Annotated in this window: 18 protein-coding genes, 2 pseudogenes and 2 riboswitches; of the genes and pseudogenes, 5 read left to right on the top strand and 15 right to left on the bottom strand. The window is 35.3% G+C overall.

Features of this window, described 5'->3' with window-relative positions:
- Positions 1-20: 20 nt before the first annotated feature.
- Positions 21-950 carry an arginine deiminase family protein gene (locus MOK21_RS00100; protein ID WP_249071631.1) on the bottom strand — a complete coding sequence of 310 codons (930 nt, stop codon included), beginning with the start codon at positions 948-950 and terminating at the stop codon, positions 21-23.
- Positions 951-1,107: 157 nt separating this feature from the next.
- On the opposite strand from MOK21_RS00100, the pseudogene MOK21_RS00095 reads away from it, so the two are divergent.
- Positions 1,108-1,209: pseudogene (locus MOK21_RS00095) on the top strand (NUDIX domain-containing protein); the annotation flags it as partial.
- A 115-nt stretch (positions 1,210-1,324) separates the two neighbouring features.
- Here the strand turns inward: MOK21_RS00095 and MOK21_RS00090 are convergent.
- The 9 genes and pseudogenes from MOK21_RS00090 to ribE form a co-directional block, all read right to left on the bottom strand.
- Entirely contained in the window at positions 1,325-1,552 is a 228-nt protein-coding gene (locus tag MOK21_RS00090; RefSeq protein ID WP_249071629.1) for a transcriptional regulator SplA domain-containing protein, read from the bottom strand.
- Between the two features lie 196 nt (positions 1,553-1,748).
- A complete protein-coding gene (locus tag MOK21_RS00085; RefSeq protein ID WP_249071627.1) occupies positions 1,749-2,117 on the bottom strand; it encodes a hypothetical protein in 369 nt (122 codons plus the stop codon).
- A gap of 80 nt (positions 2,118-2,197) precedes the next feature.
- Entirely contained in the window at positions 2,198-3,046 is an 849-nt protein-coding gene (locus MOK21_RS00080; protein WP_249071626.1) for a GNAT family N-acetyltransferase, read from the bottom strand.
- Between the two features lie 123 nt (positions 3,047-3,169).
- Positions 3,170-3,724: a histidine phosphatase family protein gene (locus MOK21_RS00075; protein WP_249071624.1), complete on the bottom strand. Its 555-nt coding sequence runs from the start codon at positions 3,722-3,724 to the stop codon at positions 3,170-3,172.
- Between the two features lie 238 nt (positions 3,725-3,962).
- Complete coding sequence (locus MOK21_RS00070; RefSeq protein WP_249071623.1) at positions 3,963-5,267, bottom strand: Spo0B domain-containing protein; 1,305 nt, start codon at positions 5,265-5,267, stop codon at positions 3,963-3,965.
- A 633-nt stretch (positions 5,268-5,900) separates the two neighbouring features.
- Entirely contained in the window at positions 5,901-7,355 is a 1,455-nt protein-coding gene (locus tag MOK21_RS00065; RefSeq protein ID WP_249071621.1) for a spore germination protein, read from the bottom strand.
- 147 nt (positions 7,356-7,502) lie between these two features.
- Entirely contained in the window at positions 7,503-7,970 is a 468-nt protein-coding gene (gene ribH, locus MOK21_RS00060) for a 6,7-dimethyl-8-ribityllumazine synthase (RefSeq protein ID WP_249071619.1), read from the bottom strand.
- A gap of 231 nt (positions 7,971-8,201) precedes the next feature.
- Positions 8,202-8,795: pseudogene (ribB, locus tag MOK21_RS00055) on the bottom strand (3,4-dihydroxy-2-butanone-4-phosphate synthase); the annotation flags it as partial.
- A gap of 108 nt (positions 8,796-8,903) precedes the next feature.
- Complete coding sequence (gene ribE / locus MOK21_RS00050; protein ID WP_249071617.1) at positions 8,904-9,542, bottom strand: riboflavin synthase; 639 nt, start codon at positions 9,540-9,542, stop codon at positions 8,904-8,906.
- A 141-nt stretch (positions 9,543-9,683) separates the two neighbouring features.
- A riboswitch (FMN riboswitch) is annotated at positions 9,684-9,809 on the bottom strand.
- 121 nt (positions 9,810-9,930) lie between these two features.
- A riboswitch (FMN riboswitch) is annotated at positions 9,931-10,057 on the bottom strand.
- 358 nt (positions 10,058-10,415) lie between these two features.
- Between ribE and MOK21_RS00045 the strand changes: the two genes are divergently transcribed.
- The 3 genes from MOK21_RS00045 (at position 10,416) to MOK21_RS00035 (ending at position 13,224) form a co-directional block, all read left to right on the top strand.
- Complete coding sequence (locus MOK21_RS00045; RefSeq protein ID WP_374110075.1) at positions 10,416-11,576, top strand: YibE/F family protein; 1,161 nt, start codon at positions 10,416-10,418, stop codon at positions 11,574-11,576.
- Entirely contained in the window at positions 11,576-12,355 is a 780-nt protein-coding gene (locus MOK21_RS00040; RefSeq protein WP_249071616.1) for a YibE/F family protein, read from the top strand. Before MOK21_RS00045 ends, MOK21_RS00040 begins: the two co-directional genes overlap by 1 nt.
- Positions 12,356-12,606: 251 nt before the next feature.
- A complete protein-coding gene (locus MOK21_RS00035) occupies positions 12,607-13,224 on the top strand; it encodes an HAD-IA family hydrolase (protein ID WP_249071614.1) in 618 nt (205 codons plus the stop codon).
- 47 nt (positions 13,225-13,271) lie between these two features.
- On the opposite strand, the gene MOK21_RS00030 is transcribed toward MOK21_RS00035, so the two are convergent.
- From MOK21_RS00030 to MOK21_RS00020, 3 genes are all read right to left on the bottom strand, one after another.
- Positions 13,272-14,096, bottom strand: a complete 825-nt coding sequence (locus MOK21_RS00030; RefSeq protein ID WP_249071612.1) for a methyl-accepting chemotaxis protein — start codon at positions 14,094-14,096, stop codon at positions 13,272-13,274.
- A 107-nt stretch (positions 14,097-14,203) separates the two neighbouring features.
- Positions 14,204-15,196, bottom strand: coding sequence for a VanW family protein (locus tag MOK21_RS00025; protein WP_249071609.1), 993 nt, complete (start codon positions 15,194-15,196; stop codon positions 14,204-14,206).
- Positions 15,197-15,321: 125 nt separating this feature from the next.
- Positions 15,322-15,945, bottom strand: a complete 624-nt coding sequence (locus MOK21_RS00020) for a transmembrane-type terpene cyclase (RefSeq protein WP_249071607.1) — start codon at positions 15,943-15,945, stop codon at positions 15,322-15,324.
- Between the two features lie 171 nt (positions 15,946-16,116).
- On the opposite strand from MOK21_RS00020, the gene pgeF reads away from it, so the two are divergent.
- The gene (gene pgeF / locus MOK21_RS00015; RefSeq protein ID WP_249071605.1) at positions 16,117-16,881 is read left to right on the top strand and encodes a peptidoglycan editing factor PgeF; all 765 of its coding nucleotides are present in this window, start codon (positions 16,117-16,119) and stop codon (positions 16,879-16,881) included.
- An 80-nt stretch (positions 16,882-16,961) separates the two neighbouring features.
- On the opposite strand, the gene MOK21_RS00010 is transcribed toward pgeF, so the two are convergent.
- Positions 16,962-18,326, bottom strand: a complete 1,365-nt coding sequence (locus tag MOK21_RS00010) for an amino acid permease (protein ID WP_249071603.1) — start codon at positions 18,324-18,326, stop codon at positions 16,962-16,964.
- Positions 18,327-18,413: 87 nt separating this feature from the next.
- Positions 18,414-18,560, bottom strand: a complete 147-nt coding sequence (locus MOK21_RS00005; protein WP_249071602.1) for a hypothetical protein — start codon at positions 18,558-18,560, stop codon at positions 18,414-18,416.
- Between the last annotated feature and the right edge of the window lie 144 nt (positions 18,561-18,704).

Below are 18,704 nucleotides of genomic sequence, written 5' to 3'. Positions count from 1 at the left end.
CAACCCTCCTGCCTTTTTATTTACTTTCTTAACAACGGCAATGTCATGCAACGAATGCCACCGCCGCCTTTTTCAAGCTCTGAGACGTCAACTTCTATTAATTTCTTCTTTTGCAATAATGGATGCTTCGTCCATTGCTGCTTCGTTGATTGCTTACTAATCAACAGTGTTTCGGGATTGAGATTGATAAAATTAATATCAGGGATTGTATTATATTTTTCAAGCCAGTAAACGTCAAAGCCATGATGATTTAAAAATTGCTCGGTCATTTCAAAACGACTGGTTTGAGCTGTGAACACTTGTACAGGAAAATAATGCATAAAGTTTTTGGCTATTACTAAATTTGCGTTCGCAACATTACAATTCATATCTAAATGAAGTGTATCGGCGCGTCTAGGCAAATCAATAATCCCAATTTCCGAAAATCCCTTTTGGAAAATACGCTCCTTCATACTTTTCACAGCCTCTAAAGTAGTTCTCATGCCAATATTAATCAGCACAGCATCCTTATTTAGAATCATCACATCTCCACATTCTAAAGCAGTAGAAGGTTGCTTATTTAATTTTTCTGGAAACCACTTTTCTAATAATGCGTGAGCATGTGGATACTCTGGACGCCTTAGTGAGCTACCCGCCTCTCCAAGAAACAAACTATTTCCTATAACACAGGCTAGATCACGAACGAAGTACCTATTTATAAGTTGCTCACTTACTGTTTTCATATCATCTGGTAGCTCTTTCGAATAGTCAATCACCTTAACACCTGCATTTTCTAACGCTGTCTTAAATTCCATGAAATTCTCCATTGCTTTTTCATGATTGACAGTAGCACTCCATCCAACATTTTCAGCTATTGTTAGATCTGTTACATCTAAGTTTGTAGGTGCACAGAGCATAACAACCTTAAGCTCTTCATGCTCCGACCAACAATCCGGTTGAAATGAGTACATATCGTTTCTCCCCCTTTTAAAATACTATCTTTGCTTAGCGTTACCATCAAGATTGCGATTATACAGACAATGTGTAAATGGCTATCTGCTTATATCCTGTCTTTGTATAGTTAAAACAAAGACAGTTACATTGATTCGATTAGAAAAGACTTTTAGGGGCTTGATGGAATTAGGAGAAAAATTAGAAGATACCGTAAAAAGAGAAGTGTTAGAGGAAACAGGTTTGATGATAGATGACCTTAAGTTATTAAATATTTTTTTGGTCGAGGATATTATCTAATGGGAATATAAAACAGTTAGTTATGAAATAAAATTTAGAGAGAAAACTTGTTATTTGTTTTCTCTCATAAGGATGTTTATTTTTTCATCCTTCATCAATGGAAATACTGATGATACGCTTGCTCTGCATCCATTTCGCTTGTATATATTAGTATATCGTTCGTTAACGGATAATACTTCTCCCAAAAAAATAGTGCCAGCTCATGTGGATGATCCGGATTGTTGACTATTGCCGCTTCTTGTATATTTGCTATATCTTGAAAATGTGGGTTACGATAAAAAATGTAGACGATATCCCCTGCATTATATTGGTGTTGCTGCATGTCATCACCTTTCTTATCTTTTTCATTAGTTTGGTTAAAAAAAGCACTTATGATTCAATTTTATTAATATAATATTAGTTTTGTTTATCACTTTCCGGTAAATGGAATCAAAAAAGCAAGTCTCTTTTAAACGGAGACTTGCTTTTTCTTCAGTATTGATAAAAAATGAGACACAACAAGGCCCTTTTATACCTAACTAGCCTTCAAGCAAAGCCATATACAGTATTTGTTGCCCATTTGTGTCCGCAATGATTGTATAAATATTATTATCATTTGTAGAGTAAATTTCTGTTCCGCTTTCCAGTTGAGTAGCATAAAAATCTTGGAAATTTTTAGAGGAGTTTGTAGTTTTAATAATTTCTCCGATCTTCTTACACTTAATATATTCTATTTCTTTCATCGATTCCAAGCTTGTAGCATTTATATAAATCAAATTATTATATTGAAGAATATCTGCCTGAGAATGTTCTTTAAGAATTGATTTCGCTGTTGGATTCGTATTTATAGCTGGTGTACAACCTACCAAAATGAATATTAGTAAATTACATATGAGTGTCTTCCTCATAATTAAAACACCTTCTTTTTAAAACGATTTGAAACAACAGGCGCTTACTATTTCAACTTTTCCATAACACCTCGCAACTTTTAAGCCATCGTCTTCTTCATTTGCACTTGCTCTGTCTGTACTACAAGCCCATGTTCCATCAAATAACTCGTGGCTGGATTACTTAATGGAAAGTTAACCGTTGCTAGTTTTACTTTGTGATTTGTAATGCTTGCGATAAAGTGTGGAATATAGTCTACAGTGCCTTTCTCCAATAACTCTAATTGATACAGCACTATGTGGTCGATCGTGCCATCTGTATCGAATACAATTCTATATAACATATAGCCAATCGCCTCATTATTCATGTTGAAAAATACTTTAGCTTCTCCTTGTTTATTACTTTGCCAGCTACATTGCCAAGGAACATCTTCCTGATAAAAGGATAAATACGGTAGCTGTTCTGGCCGAATAGTTTCCGCATGAATGGCGTTTTGCTCCTCTATTTTTGGTGCAAATTCGCCACTTAAAAATAGCAATTGATTTGTGATTGTATATCCGTATTTCTCATACAACGCAATAGCAACTTTATTCTCTTTAATAGCTTCAAGCGTTGCAATCTCCACATTCTCTCTTTCATAAATAGCGATAGTTTCTTCCATTAAAGCACGAGAAATACCTTTACCACGATAGTCTGGAGAGATACCTGTTCCTCCATTCCAAGAAGTTTTCTTACCATCAATTTGTCTAATGCCGTTTAATACAATACCAACGGGATTATTATGTTCAAATGCGACGATTGAAAGCTCTGGCGATAGTCCTTCTCCAACGAGTCGATTTAAAAACATCTCTTCATTCATTTCTATTTGTACAAAATACCCCTCAAAGCCTTTATTCCAAGTTTTTAAAGTTTCTTCTAAAGTGCACTGTGATACTGTTTTTATTTCCATGTTTTTCTCCCATCCCTTTATCATCAATTATGCCTCGAAATAATTGTACGCGGAATCAGCTTTGTGTGTATTTAGGCCTACAATGAAGAACACCCATTCCGCGACATCCATACTGAAAGAAGTTTAATTTGTGCTATTCCCTAAAAAAGATAGATCTTCTAAAGTTAATTTTTTTATTATTTCATAACCATTTCCAGGACCTTTGGGCTCGACAATAACCATTCCCATATTCGCAATATTCCCTAATCCAACATCTTCGGGAAAGCTATGGGCAATGATCACTTGATTCAGCCCCTGCGGCGGCTTTCTTTCTAACACCGATTGAAGGTTTGATAATATATTTGTTTTTTCAATGCTAGAGATATGCCCACCCAATTTATAAATCTCATACCCTATTGGATCAATTCGGATATAGGCATACGGAAATGCTAGCTGTGCTGTTTCGATTGTACGACAAAAAGGACTTGCGACAATCGGTGAATGGATCGGAACTTGAAAATAGCGAAGCAGCTGTCCAAAGTAAATTGCCTCTCTCCGCCCGAATTCAGACAAATTTCTTTGAGTAACACAATCTTGGAAATTTAAATTTGGCTGGTCTACCCCAACCGTTGCTTGACCATGCCTAGCATACAAGATGAATCCACCCTTTTTCAATAAATCAAGGATTGATTTATCCAAATATTTCAACCCCCTCCCTATAGAATACCATTTCGATTATTAGTAATATATGAAATGAATAGCTCAAAAAATGTGAAAGTGAAAGTCAAAGCAGCTTTTCGCATAAAAAACTTTATTTATAGTGAAAAAAACTTTAGCCACAGGCGTTTTTGTGCTATAGCGAAGCAACAACGTAAGTAGCATTGTTTTTCAATCAAAAATAAAACTTCCTACAATTTTCTGTAGGAAGTTTAGAAATTTACTTTATTGGAATGATTACTGTTGCAGTTGTCTCTAAATGTTTTGATGAATCAATAGAAATTTGACCGTCGTACTTATTAACAATTTCATTCACAATAAACAAGCCCTGCCCTCTTATTTTACCATTTCCTGGTTTCTTTGTAGAAAATCCTTGCTTGAATATTTGCCCTGCTTCTTTAATATTTGGTCCGGTATTTGTAACCTTAAATTCATATTGCTTATCATCGGCTTTACAGCCAATTGTAATTTTTCGTTGCTCTTCCGGTAATTCATTTGTCGCATCAATCGCATTATCTATTAAATTCGACAAGATTTTGATTAAATCCGTTGTTTTAATTTTATTAAATGTATCCTGCGAGACAGTGAAATCCATATCAATATTATGATTTTGTGCAGTTAGTTTTTTCGTTTGTAATAATATCGCCAAGCCAGGATGATCAATATTTAATTTGAGAGACTTAATTGTCTGAACCTCTTTGGATAGTGAAGATAAATATTGCTTGGCCTGATCAGGTCTATCTAATTGCAGAAATCCATGCAATACTTGTATGTGATTTGTAAAATCATGTCTTAAAGAGGACACGGATGTGATTAAAGTTTTAATTTCTGCTTGATATGTATCTTCTGTTGCTCCAACTTCCTTCGCTACTTCTTTTTGATACCATCTCTGTAAGAAGAAAACAGAGCCGATAACGATTAAAATAAGTACACCATTAAAAATAAAGACATAAAGATTGTCTTCGATCACTTTTCCCTTTATGCCATTTAATGTGTCTGCACTAATATCAATACCTAGGTATGCAATAGCTTTCCCTGTTTCATCCTTAATAGGTGCACCAACAGTTAAGTAGGAGCCATATATAGAATCTTGTATTACATCTGTTATAAATGTTTCTCCATTATAAGCTCTTTGCACTTGCATCTCGGGTACTGTACAGTCCATTCCAATATAAAAGCCTTTAGATTCAGGTGGTAAACCCATAATCATTGCTTTGGATACCTTTGGATTATCAATCTCTAATGTATAAACAAATAAGGCACCTATTTTTAATCTTGCATCATTTAAGTAATTTCTTAATTGCCAATAATAATCGTTTTCCACAGGGTTATCTAAAAATTGTTTGTACGCCTCTACATCAATAGTCGATGCGATAGAAATAGCCGCTTCTAGACTTTGGTTGGCTATTGACTCTTCTACTGTCTTTTTCATCTTTATAAAGGATGAAAAGATGTTTAAACTTGTAAACAATACTAATAAGAGAGTTGATAGTATTAAAATTAGTCTTATTTTTCGTGTTTTCATACAAACTGGTACTTCCTCATCTATAAAATAAATATCGCCTTAATTTAGTTTGGGCTTAATTTTCGCATAAAAAAAATAACAGTTGTCTTATTCAAAGTATACTTTCTACTAGGGAAATATTTATATCCAACAATTCTATTATTTAAATTTCATCATTAGCGTAGTAATTTACTCTGCCTTTTAAAGTCGCAAGATTATTCAACAGCATTGGCTATCTACTCGCCCTACTTAAAAGCACCTCCCCGATTTATTAGTAAAATACCTACGAATTCAGAATTCTTCGCCTCTCTAAATAAGAATATTGGTTCTCATTTTATCACTACATGAGCGTTTTGGCTATCAAAAACCGACATTTTTCGCACTTACTATTTGACTATTTCCTTCTTATTTCCCAGGTTGAATAGGCTGTTAGGGACTGATTAAATTTTAAAACAATTTTTTTACTTCGAGGGACGTATGTACAGGTCGCAACCATTAGTTTAATGATCCTTCTCTAGAAGGTAAACTAAAAAGAAGAACAATATTCGTTTCTCTTTTGATCTAATGTGGTCAGTTTTCTATATTCATCATAAAGCTTCCAAGTGAAAATAGAACATATAAAGACCAGGCCTATAAAGACCTGATCTCTTCATGCTAAGTATTTATTTTTTTCTTACTCGATGTCTTTGTTTCATCCTGTACATTTAAAAATTTTGGTCGCATACGATACCCTGAAGGAGATAAGCGAACTAAAGATTTTTTAATATCCTGCCAATTTAAATCTGCGCCCATATTTAAGTATGGAACACCTAGAACCCGTATATTGGCAGTATAAAGCAAGATGAAAAACACCGAAACGAAGAATCCAAATAACCCAAAAAAGGCCGATGCTAAAATAATAATTACCCTGAGAATGCTCATTGCGGATACAATAGATTGATTGCCAAGTGTAAAGGCAGCAATACTTGAAGTAGCTATAACTACAATCATGGACGGGCTCGTAACACCCGCTTTAATAGCAGCGTCACCTATTATCAACCCCCCAACAACACTTATGGAACCACTAATAACATTGGGTAAATGTATATTTGCCTCTCGAAATATTTCAAACATAAAAAGCATCATTAGTGTTTCAAGAATTGTTGGAAATGGGAGGCCTGTTCTAGACTCAACAACTGTTGCCAATAGAATGAATGGCAATTGATTTTGGTGGTAAGTTGAAAGTGCAAGCCAAAAACCTGGTAAAAGTATACTTATTAAGATCGCTATTATTCGGAGTATACGCTCCATCGAACTTACAATAATTGGATATTCGTTATCCTCACCGGATTTAAAGAGTAACATTGTATTGGCAGGTGTAATAACAGCGTATGATACACCATCAACTATGATAATCACTCGCCCTCTACTTAAAGCTTGTACAGCATAATCAGGGCGTCCAGTATAATCATGTCTAGGAAGGATTTTTGCACTCTGTTCAATTCTTTCCATCAATAAATCCCCACTAAATACAATATCCGCATCAATTCGTTGCAGCTGTGATTTTATTTTCTCAAGCATCTTTTGATTGACGACATCTTCAAAATAAAGTACAGCTACGGTTGTTTTGGAGCGTTTACCAAGTTCGTATGTTTCAACACTTAATGAATTTGTAGGTACTCGTTTTCGTATTAAAGCAATATTGATAAAAACATCCTCAATAAAATCATCTCTAGGGCCTCTGACAACTAATTCAAGAGTTGTTTCTTTAGGCTCCCGATTTGGTTTTTTAGCGATATAACTTGTATACAACAAATTCAGATGTTCAAAATATAGTAAAACATGTCCTTTATAGACTCTTGTCATGGCATCATTTTTACTTGTTATTCTCTGCAGATGAGGAATGTGTAAATTTGTTTGTATATGTTCCTCTAACAATTCATCCGATGCTTCCGTAAATAATGATTGTACCCGTTGTACTATCACGGTCTGCAGTAACCGCTCATCGATCATCGCTTCACATTTTATCAAATGTACTTTATGTTGTTGAAAGAAATACTCTTGAAATATCACATCAGCAGAGCGTTGAAATAGCGACTTCAAAGATTTCAAATTTAACTCCTGTTCCATTGAAGAAATATCCCTCATCTCCTACTGAGCCAGCTCCAAATTAGTACATTTATGAGTAATAACATAAATACACTTAAGGATATTTTCTCCATGGTTTAAAAAAATATTCAAAATACTTCCTCAGAATTATTTTCTATGATCTACGATTTATCCAATCATCTTTTTTAAATTTGCCATTTCAATAGCAGACATTGCCGCGTCATAGCCTTTATTTCCTGATTTAGTCCCCGCGCGCTCAATCGCTTGTTCAATATTTTCTGTAGTAACAATGCCAAAAATAACAGGTACATTTGTAGTTAGTGACACATTTGCAATACCTTTTGCGGATTCATTACATACGTAATCATAATGTGTTGTTGAACCACGGATTACTGTACCTAATCCAATAATTGCATCATATTTTTTTGTTTCAGCTAACTGTTTCGCGATGAATGGAACTTCAAATGCACCTGGAACCCATGCCACATCGATAGCATTCTCATCCACACCATGACGTTTTAAACCATCTAATGCACCGTCTAATAATTTGCTTGTAATAAATTCATTGAAACGACCTACTACGACCGCTATTTTTAAATCTGTACCAATTAATTGTGCTTCAAAAGTGTTTCCCATTTTTCTTATCTCCTTTTTATGGCTCATCACCATATGCTGATTGATTTCCGATTGGGCGCTGGAGGTGTCCGATGAGCGCTTTACTTATGATGCTCGCTCCACCGTGACACTGATCCCTACGAGTCGCCCAGCCGGAACGGAAATCAACTATATACATGGTATAGTTATTAATACCTTTTGGTGATCAGCCTTTTTTTATATTGTTATTGTGTTTTCATCCATTATTTGTTGACGACGATATGTTACTAATGCTTCAATTGAAATCATTTTTAATTGATGTTGTGCTGCATATTTAACAAGGTCGTTAAAACGTAGCATTTTGCCATTGTCGCCCATTATTTCGCATATAATGCCCGCAGGAATACTATTACAGAGCTTGGCCAAATCAATTGTAGCTTCTGTATGTCCTCTACGCTCTAATACACCATTGTCCTTTGCTATTAACGGAAATACATGGCCTGGTCTATGAAAATCTGCAGCTTTTGCTTGGGGTTCTATCATTTTTTGTATAGTCATTGCCCGTTCAAAGGCGCTGATTCCAGTTGATGTGTTTACATGATCTATACTAACGGTAAATGCCGTTTGATGATGGTCTGTATTCATACTTACCATAGGATTTAATGCTAATTTTTGTGCAAGTTGCTGAGAAATCGGTGTACAAATAAGACCTCTTCCATAAGTCGCCATAAAGTTAATGGTTTCGGGAGTCATAAATTCCGCAAGTGCTAGTAAATCCCCTTCGTTTTCTCGGTCCTCATCATCTACGACAATAATGATCTTACCTTGTTTTAAATCCTCGATTGCTTCTTCAATTGAATGTAGCATTATTGCCACCTCCTGTTAGAAAATGTTGAATCAATTAATGCCTCGGCATATTCCTTTCCGATTCCGTAACATCCGCTGAAGGCTTTAACTTCTTTCTGCTGAGCGAAGTTAAAACCCGTTTTGCGCTAAGAAATCCCTTGTAATGGTCGGTGGTTCCTGTCCACTCTTAAGTTGATGCAAAATGTATTTTCCAACTAAATCGGTTTCTACATTGACGAGCTCACCAATCTTCTTCTTACCTAAAATGGTTTCTTTGTATGTGTGGGGTATTAAAGATACTGTGACACTATTATTCTCAACGTGGAAGAGTGTTAAGCTCGTTCCATCAATTGTGATGGAGCCCTTTGGAATACAGAAGCTCGTTAACTCCTTTGATAGCTCGATATCAATATAGACTGCATTTGCTAACGGCCGCTTTCGCACTACTTTCCCTACCCCGTCTACATGCCCGGATACGAAATGACCACCGAAACGACCATTAGCTGACATTGCACGCTCCAAATTTACCGGATCTCCAATTGCGAGCTGCTGTAAATTTGTTGCGCTCACTGTCTCAGGCATGACATCCATCGTTAGCTCTTGTTCAGTAAAATGGATCACTGTTAAACAAACACCATTGACCGCTATACTGTCCCCAAGCTTTACATCCTCTACCATTCTCTTTGAAATAACAGTAATTTTCATACTTTGTCGATCGCTTTGCAAGGTTTTTACGGTGCCAATATCCTCAACAATTCCTGTAAACATTTTTTCACCTACTTTCATTCATTTAATCATTTTTGTTCAAACAAAAAACCCCTTAGATTTAAGGGGTTTGGGAGTGCATATACATAAGACGTCAACAAATAAACCTCATGGATATAAAATTTTTCCATAGGCTATCATCTCGTCGTTCTTCTCCCATCCAGACTGTCACTGTCGGTTTTGGATTTGCACCAAATCAGCTTGCGCTCACGGACTTTGAATTGCTTCATCACCGCCGATTGGGAATTTCACCCTACCCCGAAGAACTACTCTATTCAATTTTTTAGCCAAATAAAACAAAAACTACTTCCCAACTAGACGATGGGAAGTAGTTAACAAAGCGTACTCAAATAAACCTTATAAACTCAAGCGAATTTAAAAAGCACATACTTTTATCCTTCTCCCATCCAGACTATAACTGTCGGTTTTGGATTTGCACCAAATCAGCTTACGCTCACGGACTTTGAATTAACTTCATCACCGCCGATTGGGAATTTCACCCTACCCTGAAGGATATTTTTATTTAGCTATTTCTTACAATAACACTATTTTATTTTATTATCCAGATAATTCTTCACAAAATTTTTTCAATATTTTATTTCGCATTCGTAAGCTCGCGCTGTCTAGTACCCAAATTTGCCCTGAGCTTATTTTACACATTGTTTTATATCCAAATTAAAGGTTTTTGGAAATCACATTTTAATTATGCTATAACTAACTTAGTATGCCATTAGCCATGACTAAAATTATTTTGGAACCTCTATTCAATTAGCACGTTACTTTATAATGGCACTTTTTTATCTGCTTGACCAAAAAATCAGAGTAAAAATTGTGAGTCATTGTTCGTGTCAGCACTAACTATGACTATAACGCAACATGATTAGGTTCCCTTTTCTCATCGGAGGTTTTATATTGCAAAACATCTTGAAAAAAAAATCTTATTACAACATTATATTTTATACTTTTGTTGTAATTTGCTTTATCGCTTCAGTTTATTTCGTTTATCACAACGAAGCATTTTATGATCGATCAATTGCAGAAGTTATAAAAACGGAATTAAAAGAATCAAACCCTGTAACAGATATGTATGAAAATGAAGATCGTTTATCTACTCAGTTTATAACAGCTGTTTTAAAAAATGGGGAAGAAAAAGGGAAGCTTATTCATTTTACAAATGAGTATTCAGCTTCTGGTGCCTACGATCAAGAGTACCATGTTGGGAATAAATTATTTGTTTCCATTAAAGCAAATACAGACAAAAATGGAGATTTAACGGGGACTATTTTAGATGTAAAACGTGATCAGTTCATCTTAATAGTAGCGTGGATTTTTATTTTTGCGTTGTTGATTGTTGGTAAAAGACAAGGTTTATTTTCAATCATCAGTTTAATAGTAAACTCTCTTGTATTATCCTTCGCATTGGATTTATATGTACAATCAAATTTAAATTTGATATTTATAAGCGGGGTATGTGTTCTTTTATTTACCGTCATATCCTTACTACTTATTAACGGCTTGAATGAAAAAACATATGCAGCGGTTGTTGCAACACTTATAGGGACATTTATTTCGTTATTGATTAGCGCTTTAGTTCTGTGGATGACTAACGAGAATGGGCTTCGATATGAAGAAATGCAATTTTTAACGCGACCTTATCGAGTGATTTTTATGGCAGGGCTATTTATTGGGGCACTAGGAGCTGTAATGGATGTCTCCATTACAATGACTTCCTCAATGTTCGCTTTATTTGAACAAAATGAAAATATCTCTGACCAAGCACTGAAAAGCTCAGGAATGGATATCGGGAAAGATATTATGGGAACAATTACAAGTATTTTGTTCTTTGTTTATATATGTGGTTCAATTCCTATGTTAATTTTATATTTAAAAAATTCTTATCCATTAGGACAAACACTTTCCTTAAACCTTTCGTTAGAATTAGCTCGTGCACTAGCAGGTGGAATTGGTGTTGTTTTAACGATTCCGATCAGTCTATATACTTCTATTTTTTTCATTAATCGAAAGAGGGCAAAATAATGAATGTATTAGTTTGGTTAAGTGCCATTTTATTCATATTGATGATCGTTATTGGTGGAAAAAAAGGAGTACGGTCTTTTCTATCTTTATTTTTGAACTTTGGGGTACTCTTTATTACAATCTTTTTAATGACCAATCCTAAGAATAGTCCGGTTATATTAACGCTTATTGCCTGTACCGTCATAAGTTGGATTAGCTTATTTTTTATAAATGAAATGAGTAGTAAAACGATGACTGCTTTCATTTCTACAATGATTACGATTGTAGTTTTATTACTTTTCATTGTTTTTGTTACGGAAAAATCAATGATTCGAGGATTTGGGGAAGAATCAACAGAAGAAATTAGCATATTTTCACTTTATATAGGGGTTAACTTTGCGCAAATTGGAGCCTCCGTCATTATTATGAGTACCATTGGTGCAATTTTGGATGTTGCCATTTCCATTGCCACTTCCATGCATGAGATTCTTCACCATAATCCTGCAATAAGTAGAAAAAAACTATTTACATCAGGTTTAAGCATCGGAAAGGACATTTTAGGTACAGATACAAATACTTTATTCTATGCTTTCTTTGGTGGATATCTAAGCCTACTCATTTGGTTTAAAGATTTATCTTATTCAATTGGTGAAATTTTAAATTCTAAAGTATTTGCCACTGAAATTATTATGATTTTTTGTGCAGGGATTGGTATCGCACTGATCATTCCTATTACATCTTCGGTAAATGCCTATTATTTAACAAAAAAACGAGAAAAAACAGAAAATGCTTCACAATAGACTGTACCTGTCACTCGTTTGCTATGCGAACGAATGACAGGAATTTTACATAATAAAATTATCTGAAAATTCAGCAATCAGAAGGCTTTACATTAGAAAAATTTATTTAGAAAAAAATATTGCTCATTTAGAGTTCTTTGTAATACTTTGTTTCATATCCTGTATAATCATGTCACTTTTTTTAGTATAGGCAGTAACATTTTCAAGAAAGAAACGTCTTTACAATTAGATGATAAAGGAGAAAATTTGTAATGAAATATATTATCTTTGATTTTGATGGAACATTGGCAGATTCTACGGCAGTGTTTGCGTCGGCTTGGAATACAATCGCGCAAAAATATAAATTTAAAGGAATCGAGTTAAAGGAAATTGAAGCATTGAAAAAATTATCTATAGCGGAACGAAGTAAATTATTCGACTTCCCTATGTATAAATTGCCCATGATTTTACCTCAGTTTTATCGCTTGTATCGCCAGTCATTAAATGATGTTCATCTTTATGATGGTATGAAGGAAGTCCTGTTGGAAATTGATAAAAGGGGTTATAAGATCCTTATTATTTCCTCCAATTCACAGGAGAACATTTTAGAATTTCTAAAAATGAACGGCATCCATTGTGTATCAGACGTTCTTTGTTCAAACCGTATTTTTGGAAAGGATAAAGTGATAAAGAAATTTTTAAAGGACTCAAGCATTACATCGTCAGAAGTTTTATACATTGGTGATGAGCAAAGAGATATCGTAGCCTGCAAAAAAGCGGGTGTGCCTATCATTTGGGTTGGTTGGGGATATGACGCTATTGAAGTTGTACAACATGAGGAACCCGATTACAAAGTTGCTAAACCGCAAGAAATTTTAACTATCATATAGACGAAAAGGATAATAGCGAATATTTTGCTATTATCCTTTTATAATGATTAAGCCTTTACTTCGCTAATATGCATTAATTTTTCTGATACGCTGTTAATTCCTTTATAAGCATCGGTTAATTCATACATACTCACTGAAAATTGCTTGGTAAACGTTGCGATTTGATTTGCTGATTCATTGACTTGATCAATAGAATGTTTAATGTTTTCTAATTGGTTTGTAATGCTTTCGGCACTTTCCGTACTACTTTGTGACATTTTCTGTATTTCAGAAGCGACTACTGCAAAGCCTCTCCCATGCTCACCTGAGCGAGCAGCCTCGATAGATGCATTTAATCCAAGAATTTTAGATTTCATAGCTAAATCTTTTACTAAATGAACAATCGTATTGATTTGTTGAATATCGCCAGTCATTGATCCCGAAAACTCGGATAGCTCTCCCAAGCGATTGGATACATCAACACTTGCCACTGCTAACTCTTCATTCGTTGCGGTCATTTCTTCAACAGCACTCGAAAGCTCAGTTGCTAATAAACGCATACTATCCATTTTTTCATTCGAAATAATGGCACTTAACACACCGATTACTTTTCCACCATCAAAAATAGGCTGTGCAGAGGCAATATACGCCAGTCCAAAGCCCTCAGAACCTCGCTCTTCCCGAATGAACTTTCCTTGGCTTAGAGACTTTTCAGTTGTTGTTCCACGATACTTGACTACAGGATCCCCAACTTTAATCTTTAAGTCTACTTGTTTACCTGGCTTGTAGCCGATGACCTTCTCAGTATCAGCCACTATAATACAAGCATCATCTGGATATGTAACTTGGTAAAAATCGATAGAATCTATTGCTGCCTGGAGTTTTGCATGCATTATTTTTCCCCTTCTCCCATAACACGATTATACTAAAATCCCTCAATTTAACTATAGCATGACAATTTAAAAAAGACACCTTAAGCTAAAGTGTCTTTGGAAAACTACTACGACCTTTTCAAGATTTCTACATATTTCTCTGCAGTTCTTACCTCAACTGTTAGCGAATTTTTACTATAGTTTGCTTTGATCAAAAACGGTACGTTAGTTGTATTTTGAAATCTAAAATCTAAACCACCATAAGAAACAGTAGCGTCTCTCCCTTTTGGAACATACCCAACATCTAAAGAATGATGATGCCGTTCAACAAATTTTACAGGTACTTGATCAACTGCGTTAAATAAAGTTGAAGACGTTTGACAAATACCTCCCCCAATGCCCATCACAACCTTTTTGTTAATAATTTCTGGTGCGGGCTGATATCCATTCGCTTCATCTCTAGGTCCAACGACTGTATTAAACGAGAAATAATCTCCACTTCCAACGATAACATTATTGATGGCCTTCGCAGAAAGCTCGATATTTTTATTTCTACCAACATCATGGGTATTGAAGTATGTTGTATAGGATGCCACTACTACATTTTCTAACAAAGGAATATCTTCTAAATAATAGCCACTTTCTGTAATAATAAGGGGCATCTCCACTTTACCCCCGGTAGCCGATGCTTCTAATATTCTTTCTACTAATTCACTTTCTTTTAAAACAATTAACGGACTACCTTTCATTATTTTCCCATGATCGTCCAGCTTATCGAGGATCATACGTTTATCATAGCCAGCCGTTTTTTCATTCCCTCTCGCCAACTTTTTCGCTAATTGCTCAATTTGTTTCGTATACGATTGTTGATCACGCTCATAGCCCATGTCTTTCGGTGAAATTGTTTGTATGATGACTTTCGTTGAAGGATCTATAATTTCAACAACGACAGGCTCTATTGGTTGTTGTTCTGCAGTAACTGGCTTTTTTAAATCCTCAGCTTTTTGCTCTGACTCTTGCATTTGTTGTTCTTGCTTTTTGTCATCCGCAGTTTTCCCCTGGCAGCCAACTAGCCCAATTGTACAAAGAATACATAATGTGGTCATCCACTTCTTTTTCAAATAAAACACCTACCTATCTTCATACTACAGAGACATCTTATTCGTGTATTGCTGATAGTGTGTTTCATTTCATCATTTTTATTTGTTTAAAAAAAGAAGGTCACGGTACATCTTTATCCGTTTTTTCATTTAGCAAACTTCACAGAAAACCTATAGATTAAAACGATATAAATCCAATCATAAATAAAGATTGCCAGCGAAATAATAGTAATTAATGGTGTTCTAAAATACAAATAGAAGCCAACTGCAGCAAACACAGTTCCAATCATTTTACAAACGGCGATGCCCATTGATTGACCACTTAAATTTCCTCTTTGTATGAATAAGGCGATAAAAAGCCCTGACATCATCAGATTTTGGAAAAATGCGGCGTATATGCCTGCCATATCATCGAATTCATACATCATCGCTAAAATCGTAAAAAAGCTTACTACGAGTGTTATAAAAAAAGATGCATAAAATACCTTTCTCGGAATAATTTTTTTAAATTCCTTATAACCATAAAGTAAAAATTGCATCAGAATGAAGATATCCAAAAGAAACCACAAGAAAGTAAGAATCCTTTGCAAGTCATTTATTGGGTGAATAAATGAAAAAATAAATTCCCATGAAATATTGGCACAAATTGCGGCCATAGGCATTCCATATCTCTTATCCTTTATGCCTTGTTTAATGATTAATATATATGTAATAATCCAAAAGAACCACATATAAAAATGGCAGATTAATAGAAGTTTTTCTTGAGTCATTTTTACACCTTCCTTCATTTATGATTCTTCGATACTATATGTGAAGAAATCTATTCTTTATGTCTAAAAAAATTGTAGAAGGATATGTAATTACTGAAAGCTCTTAAAATCCTAAGCGTAAGCGCCTATACATTCATGGACCAATCATATATAGTAAGACGAGGTGATGATATGAAAACTAAAATTTATTTTGATAATGACCAATTTATCGCAGGCACTACCTTAAAGGATGACATCGAGCTAGAACATAACAATATGGCACTGCATACTTGTTTAAATGAAGCTGATGTCCTAGAAAATCGAAAAAAATTAGCAACTTCTTTAGATTGCGACTTAAATCATTTTGTATGCACGCAACAAACGCATAGTGCTAATTTCCAAAAGGTCACGATTTCGGATAAAGGACGTGGCGCTGAAAAGATGGACAATGCCATTAGGAATACCGATGCACTTTATACAGTAGAGCCTAATTTACTTTTATGTAGTTTTACAGCCGATTGCGTCCCTGTCATTTTTTATAATGAGGTCAAGGGCCTTGTTGGCGTGGTTCATTCAGGCTGGCAAGGCACTGTCAAGGAAGTAACATCAAAGCTTTTCCAGCATTTGATAGAGCATGAGCATTGTAATCCGCAAGATTTTCATGTACAAATCGGTATGGCACTCAGTCAGCAGAAATTCGAGGTAGATGCAGATGTTTACGATAAATTCCATAGTCTAGGCTATGCGGAGGATTTTATATATTACAATGCAGAAACAAATAAATATCATATCGATAATCAACAAACGGTCAAAAAACAATGTGAGCTTGCAGGTATTCCTTCTAAGCAAATTTCGATTGATTCAACGTGCACATTTCTTAGCCCAGATGGTTTTTCCTACCGCCAAGATAAACAGACTGGCAGACATTTAAGCTTTATTATGCGCAAAGAACAGTAGTTAAAAGGGACAATCCACTATTGATAATAAGCAAAAAGGATGTATCTCATAGTAGAGAAATACATCCTTTTTACATTTCATTATTTATTAACGGGACGATTTTTTCCAATTCTAAAAACATAATAGCTCATGATCACAAGAACTAAGAAAATAATGCCCACAATAAGTGAAACTCTAGTATCATCATTAATCCACATACCGATTAGCACCATTATTAAAAAGGCAATCGTTATATAGTTTGTAAATGGTGTAAAGGGCATTTTGAATGGGTGCTTGGAAAGTTGTTCACCTTTAATTTTTCTAAATCGTAGTTGACTGATTAAAATAATAAACCACGGAACCATCCCCGGTAAAACACTAGCACTGTATACATAGACAAATAAATTTCCTGGTGCAATATAACTTAAAATAACGCCGATAAACAATCCGATTAGCACGCCTGCAGTGCCAAATATCGGAACACCATTTTTAGAAAGCTTCGCAAAAAATTGTGGTGCTTGTCCATTCATGGCAAGTGTATATAGCATACGTCCAGCACTATAAATTCCACTATTACAGCCTGACATTGCTGCTGTAATGACCACAAAATTAATAATACCTGCCGCAGCGGTAATTCCAACCTTTGCAAAAGTTGCAACAAACGGGCTACCAATCGTGCCTAACTCATCCCACGGATAAACCGTTACAATGACAAAGATTGCACCGATATAAAATATTAAAATACGCCAAATAATACTTTGAATCGCATTCGTTATAGTTTTTTGAGGATTTTTCGCTTCTCCTGCTGTAATTCCAATGAGCTCAACACCTTGATAGGCTGCAACTACTAATGATAACGCAAAGAAGAAACCTGTCCAGCCGCCAGTAAAGAAACCTCCATGATTCCAAAGATTCGATAATCCGATTGCCACGCCCCCATTACCAATCCCGAAGAAAATAAGACCAAAGCCTGCAATAATCATTAAAACAATCGTTACTATTTTAATCATAGCAAACCAAAACTCAAATTCTCCAAAAGTTTTAACAGAAATAAAGTTGGCCACACCTAAAATCACCATGGCGATCAATCCTGGAATCCATGCTGGTAAATCAGGATACCAATACTGCATATACGTGCCTACTGCTATAATCTCTGACATCCCAACAATAACCCACTGAAACCAGTTACTCCACGCTGTTAAATAACCTGCTAATGGGTGTATATATTTATAGCCAAATGTTGCAAAGGAACCCGTACTCGGCTCCATATAAAGCATTTCTCCCATTGCTCGCATAATGAAAAAAATAAATAGACCTGCTATAGCATATGCAAGGAGCACGGAAGGTCCTGTCCACTGAATAGCACTTGCAGACCCCATAAACAAGCCCACGCCAATAGTGCCTCCAAGAGCAATCATTTGGATATGACGTGCATCTAATCCCCTTTTTAATTCTTTATTTGCCACTCAAACTACGCCTCTTTCTCTGAAGTTCTTCTACGATGAATTATTTTATAATAATAATCAATTCTATCAAAAAACACAATTGTATTTTTAGGAAAAACAAAAATGATCACGGCAAAAATCCATCACCGCTTCGGCAAGTCTATCCACGTTTTTGGCGGTTCTATCCATCACTTTGACGATTCTATCCGTCACTTCGGTGGTTCCATCCGTCGCTTTGACGATTCTATCCGTCACTTTGATTTCTATCCGTCACTTCGGCGGCTCTATCCGTCACTTTGACGATTATATCCGTCACTTTGATTTCTATCCGTCACTTCGGTGGTTCCATCCGTCGCTTTGACGATTCTATCCGTCACTTTGATTTCTATCCGTCACTTC

This window comes from Lysinibacillus sp. BPa_S21, from assembly GCF_023337795.1.
In the GTDB taxonomy this organism is placed as follows: domain Bacteria; phylum Bacillota; class Bacilli; order Bacillales_A; family Planococcaceae; genus Lysinibacillus.
Note: the sequence above shows the minus strand (reverse complement) of the source record. Positions and strands in the feature narration are given on the sequence as shown.

Coding starts and splice junctions, on each gene's coding strand:
- ribH (WP_249071619.1), bottom strand. CDS start 7,970: ATGGGAAACACTTTTGAAGCACAATTAATTGGTACAGATTTAAAAATA.
- ribE (WP_249071617.1), bottom strand. CDS start 9,542: ATGTTTACAGGAATTGTTGAGGATATTGGCACCGTAAAAACCTTGCAA.
- MOK21_RS00035 (WP_249071614.1), top strand. CDS start 12,607: ATGAAATATATTATCTTTGATTTTGATGGAACATTGGCAGATTCTACG.
- MOK21_RS00020 (WP_249071607.1), bottom strand. CDS start 15,945: ATGACTCAAGAAAAACTTCTATTAATCTGCCATTTTTATATGTGGTTC.
- MOK21_RS00070 (WP_249071623.1), bottom strand. CDS start 5,267: ATGAAAACACGAAAAATAAGACTAATTTTAATACTATCAACTCTCTTA.
- MOK21_RS00065 (WP_249071621.1), bottom strand. CDS start 7,355: ATGGAACAGGAGTTAAATTTGAAATCTTTGAAGTCGCTATTTCAACGC.
- MOK21_RS00080 (WP_249071626.1), bottom strand. CDS start 3,046: ATGGAAATAAAAACAGTATCACAGTGCACTTTAGAAGAAACTTTAAAA.
- MOK21_RS00040 (WP_249071616.1), top strand. CDS start 11,576: ATGAATGTATTAGTTTGGTTAAGTGCCATTTTATTCATATTGATGATC.
- MOK21_RS00030 (WP_249071612.1), bottom strand. CDS start 14,096: ATGCATGCAAAACTCCAGGCAGCAATAGATTCTATCGATTTTTACCAA.
- MOK21_RS00045 (WP_374110075.1), top strand. CDS start 10,416: ATGATTAGGTTCCCTTTTCTCATCGGAGGTTTTATATTGCAAAACATC.
- pgeF (WP_249071605.1), top strand. CDS start 16,117: ATGAAAACTAAAATTTATTTTGATAATGACCAATTTATCGCAGGCACT.
- MOK21_RS00085 (WP_249071627.1), bottom strand. CDS start 2,117: ATGAGGAAGACACTCATATGTAATTTACTAATATTCATTTTGGTAGGT.
- MOK21_RS00090 (WP_249071629.1), bottom strand. CDS start 1,552: ATGCAGCAACACCAATATAATGCAGGGGATATCGTCTACATTTTTTAT.
- MOK21_RS00100 (WP_249071631.1), bottom strand. CDS start 950: ATGTACTCATTTCAACCGGATTGTTGGTCGGAGCATGAAGAGCTTAAG.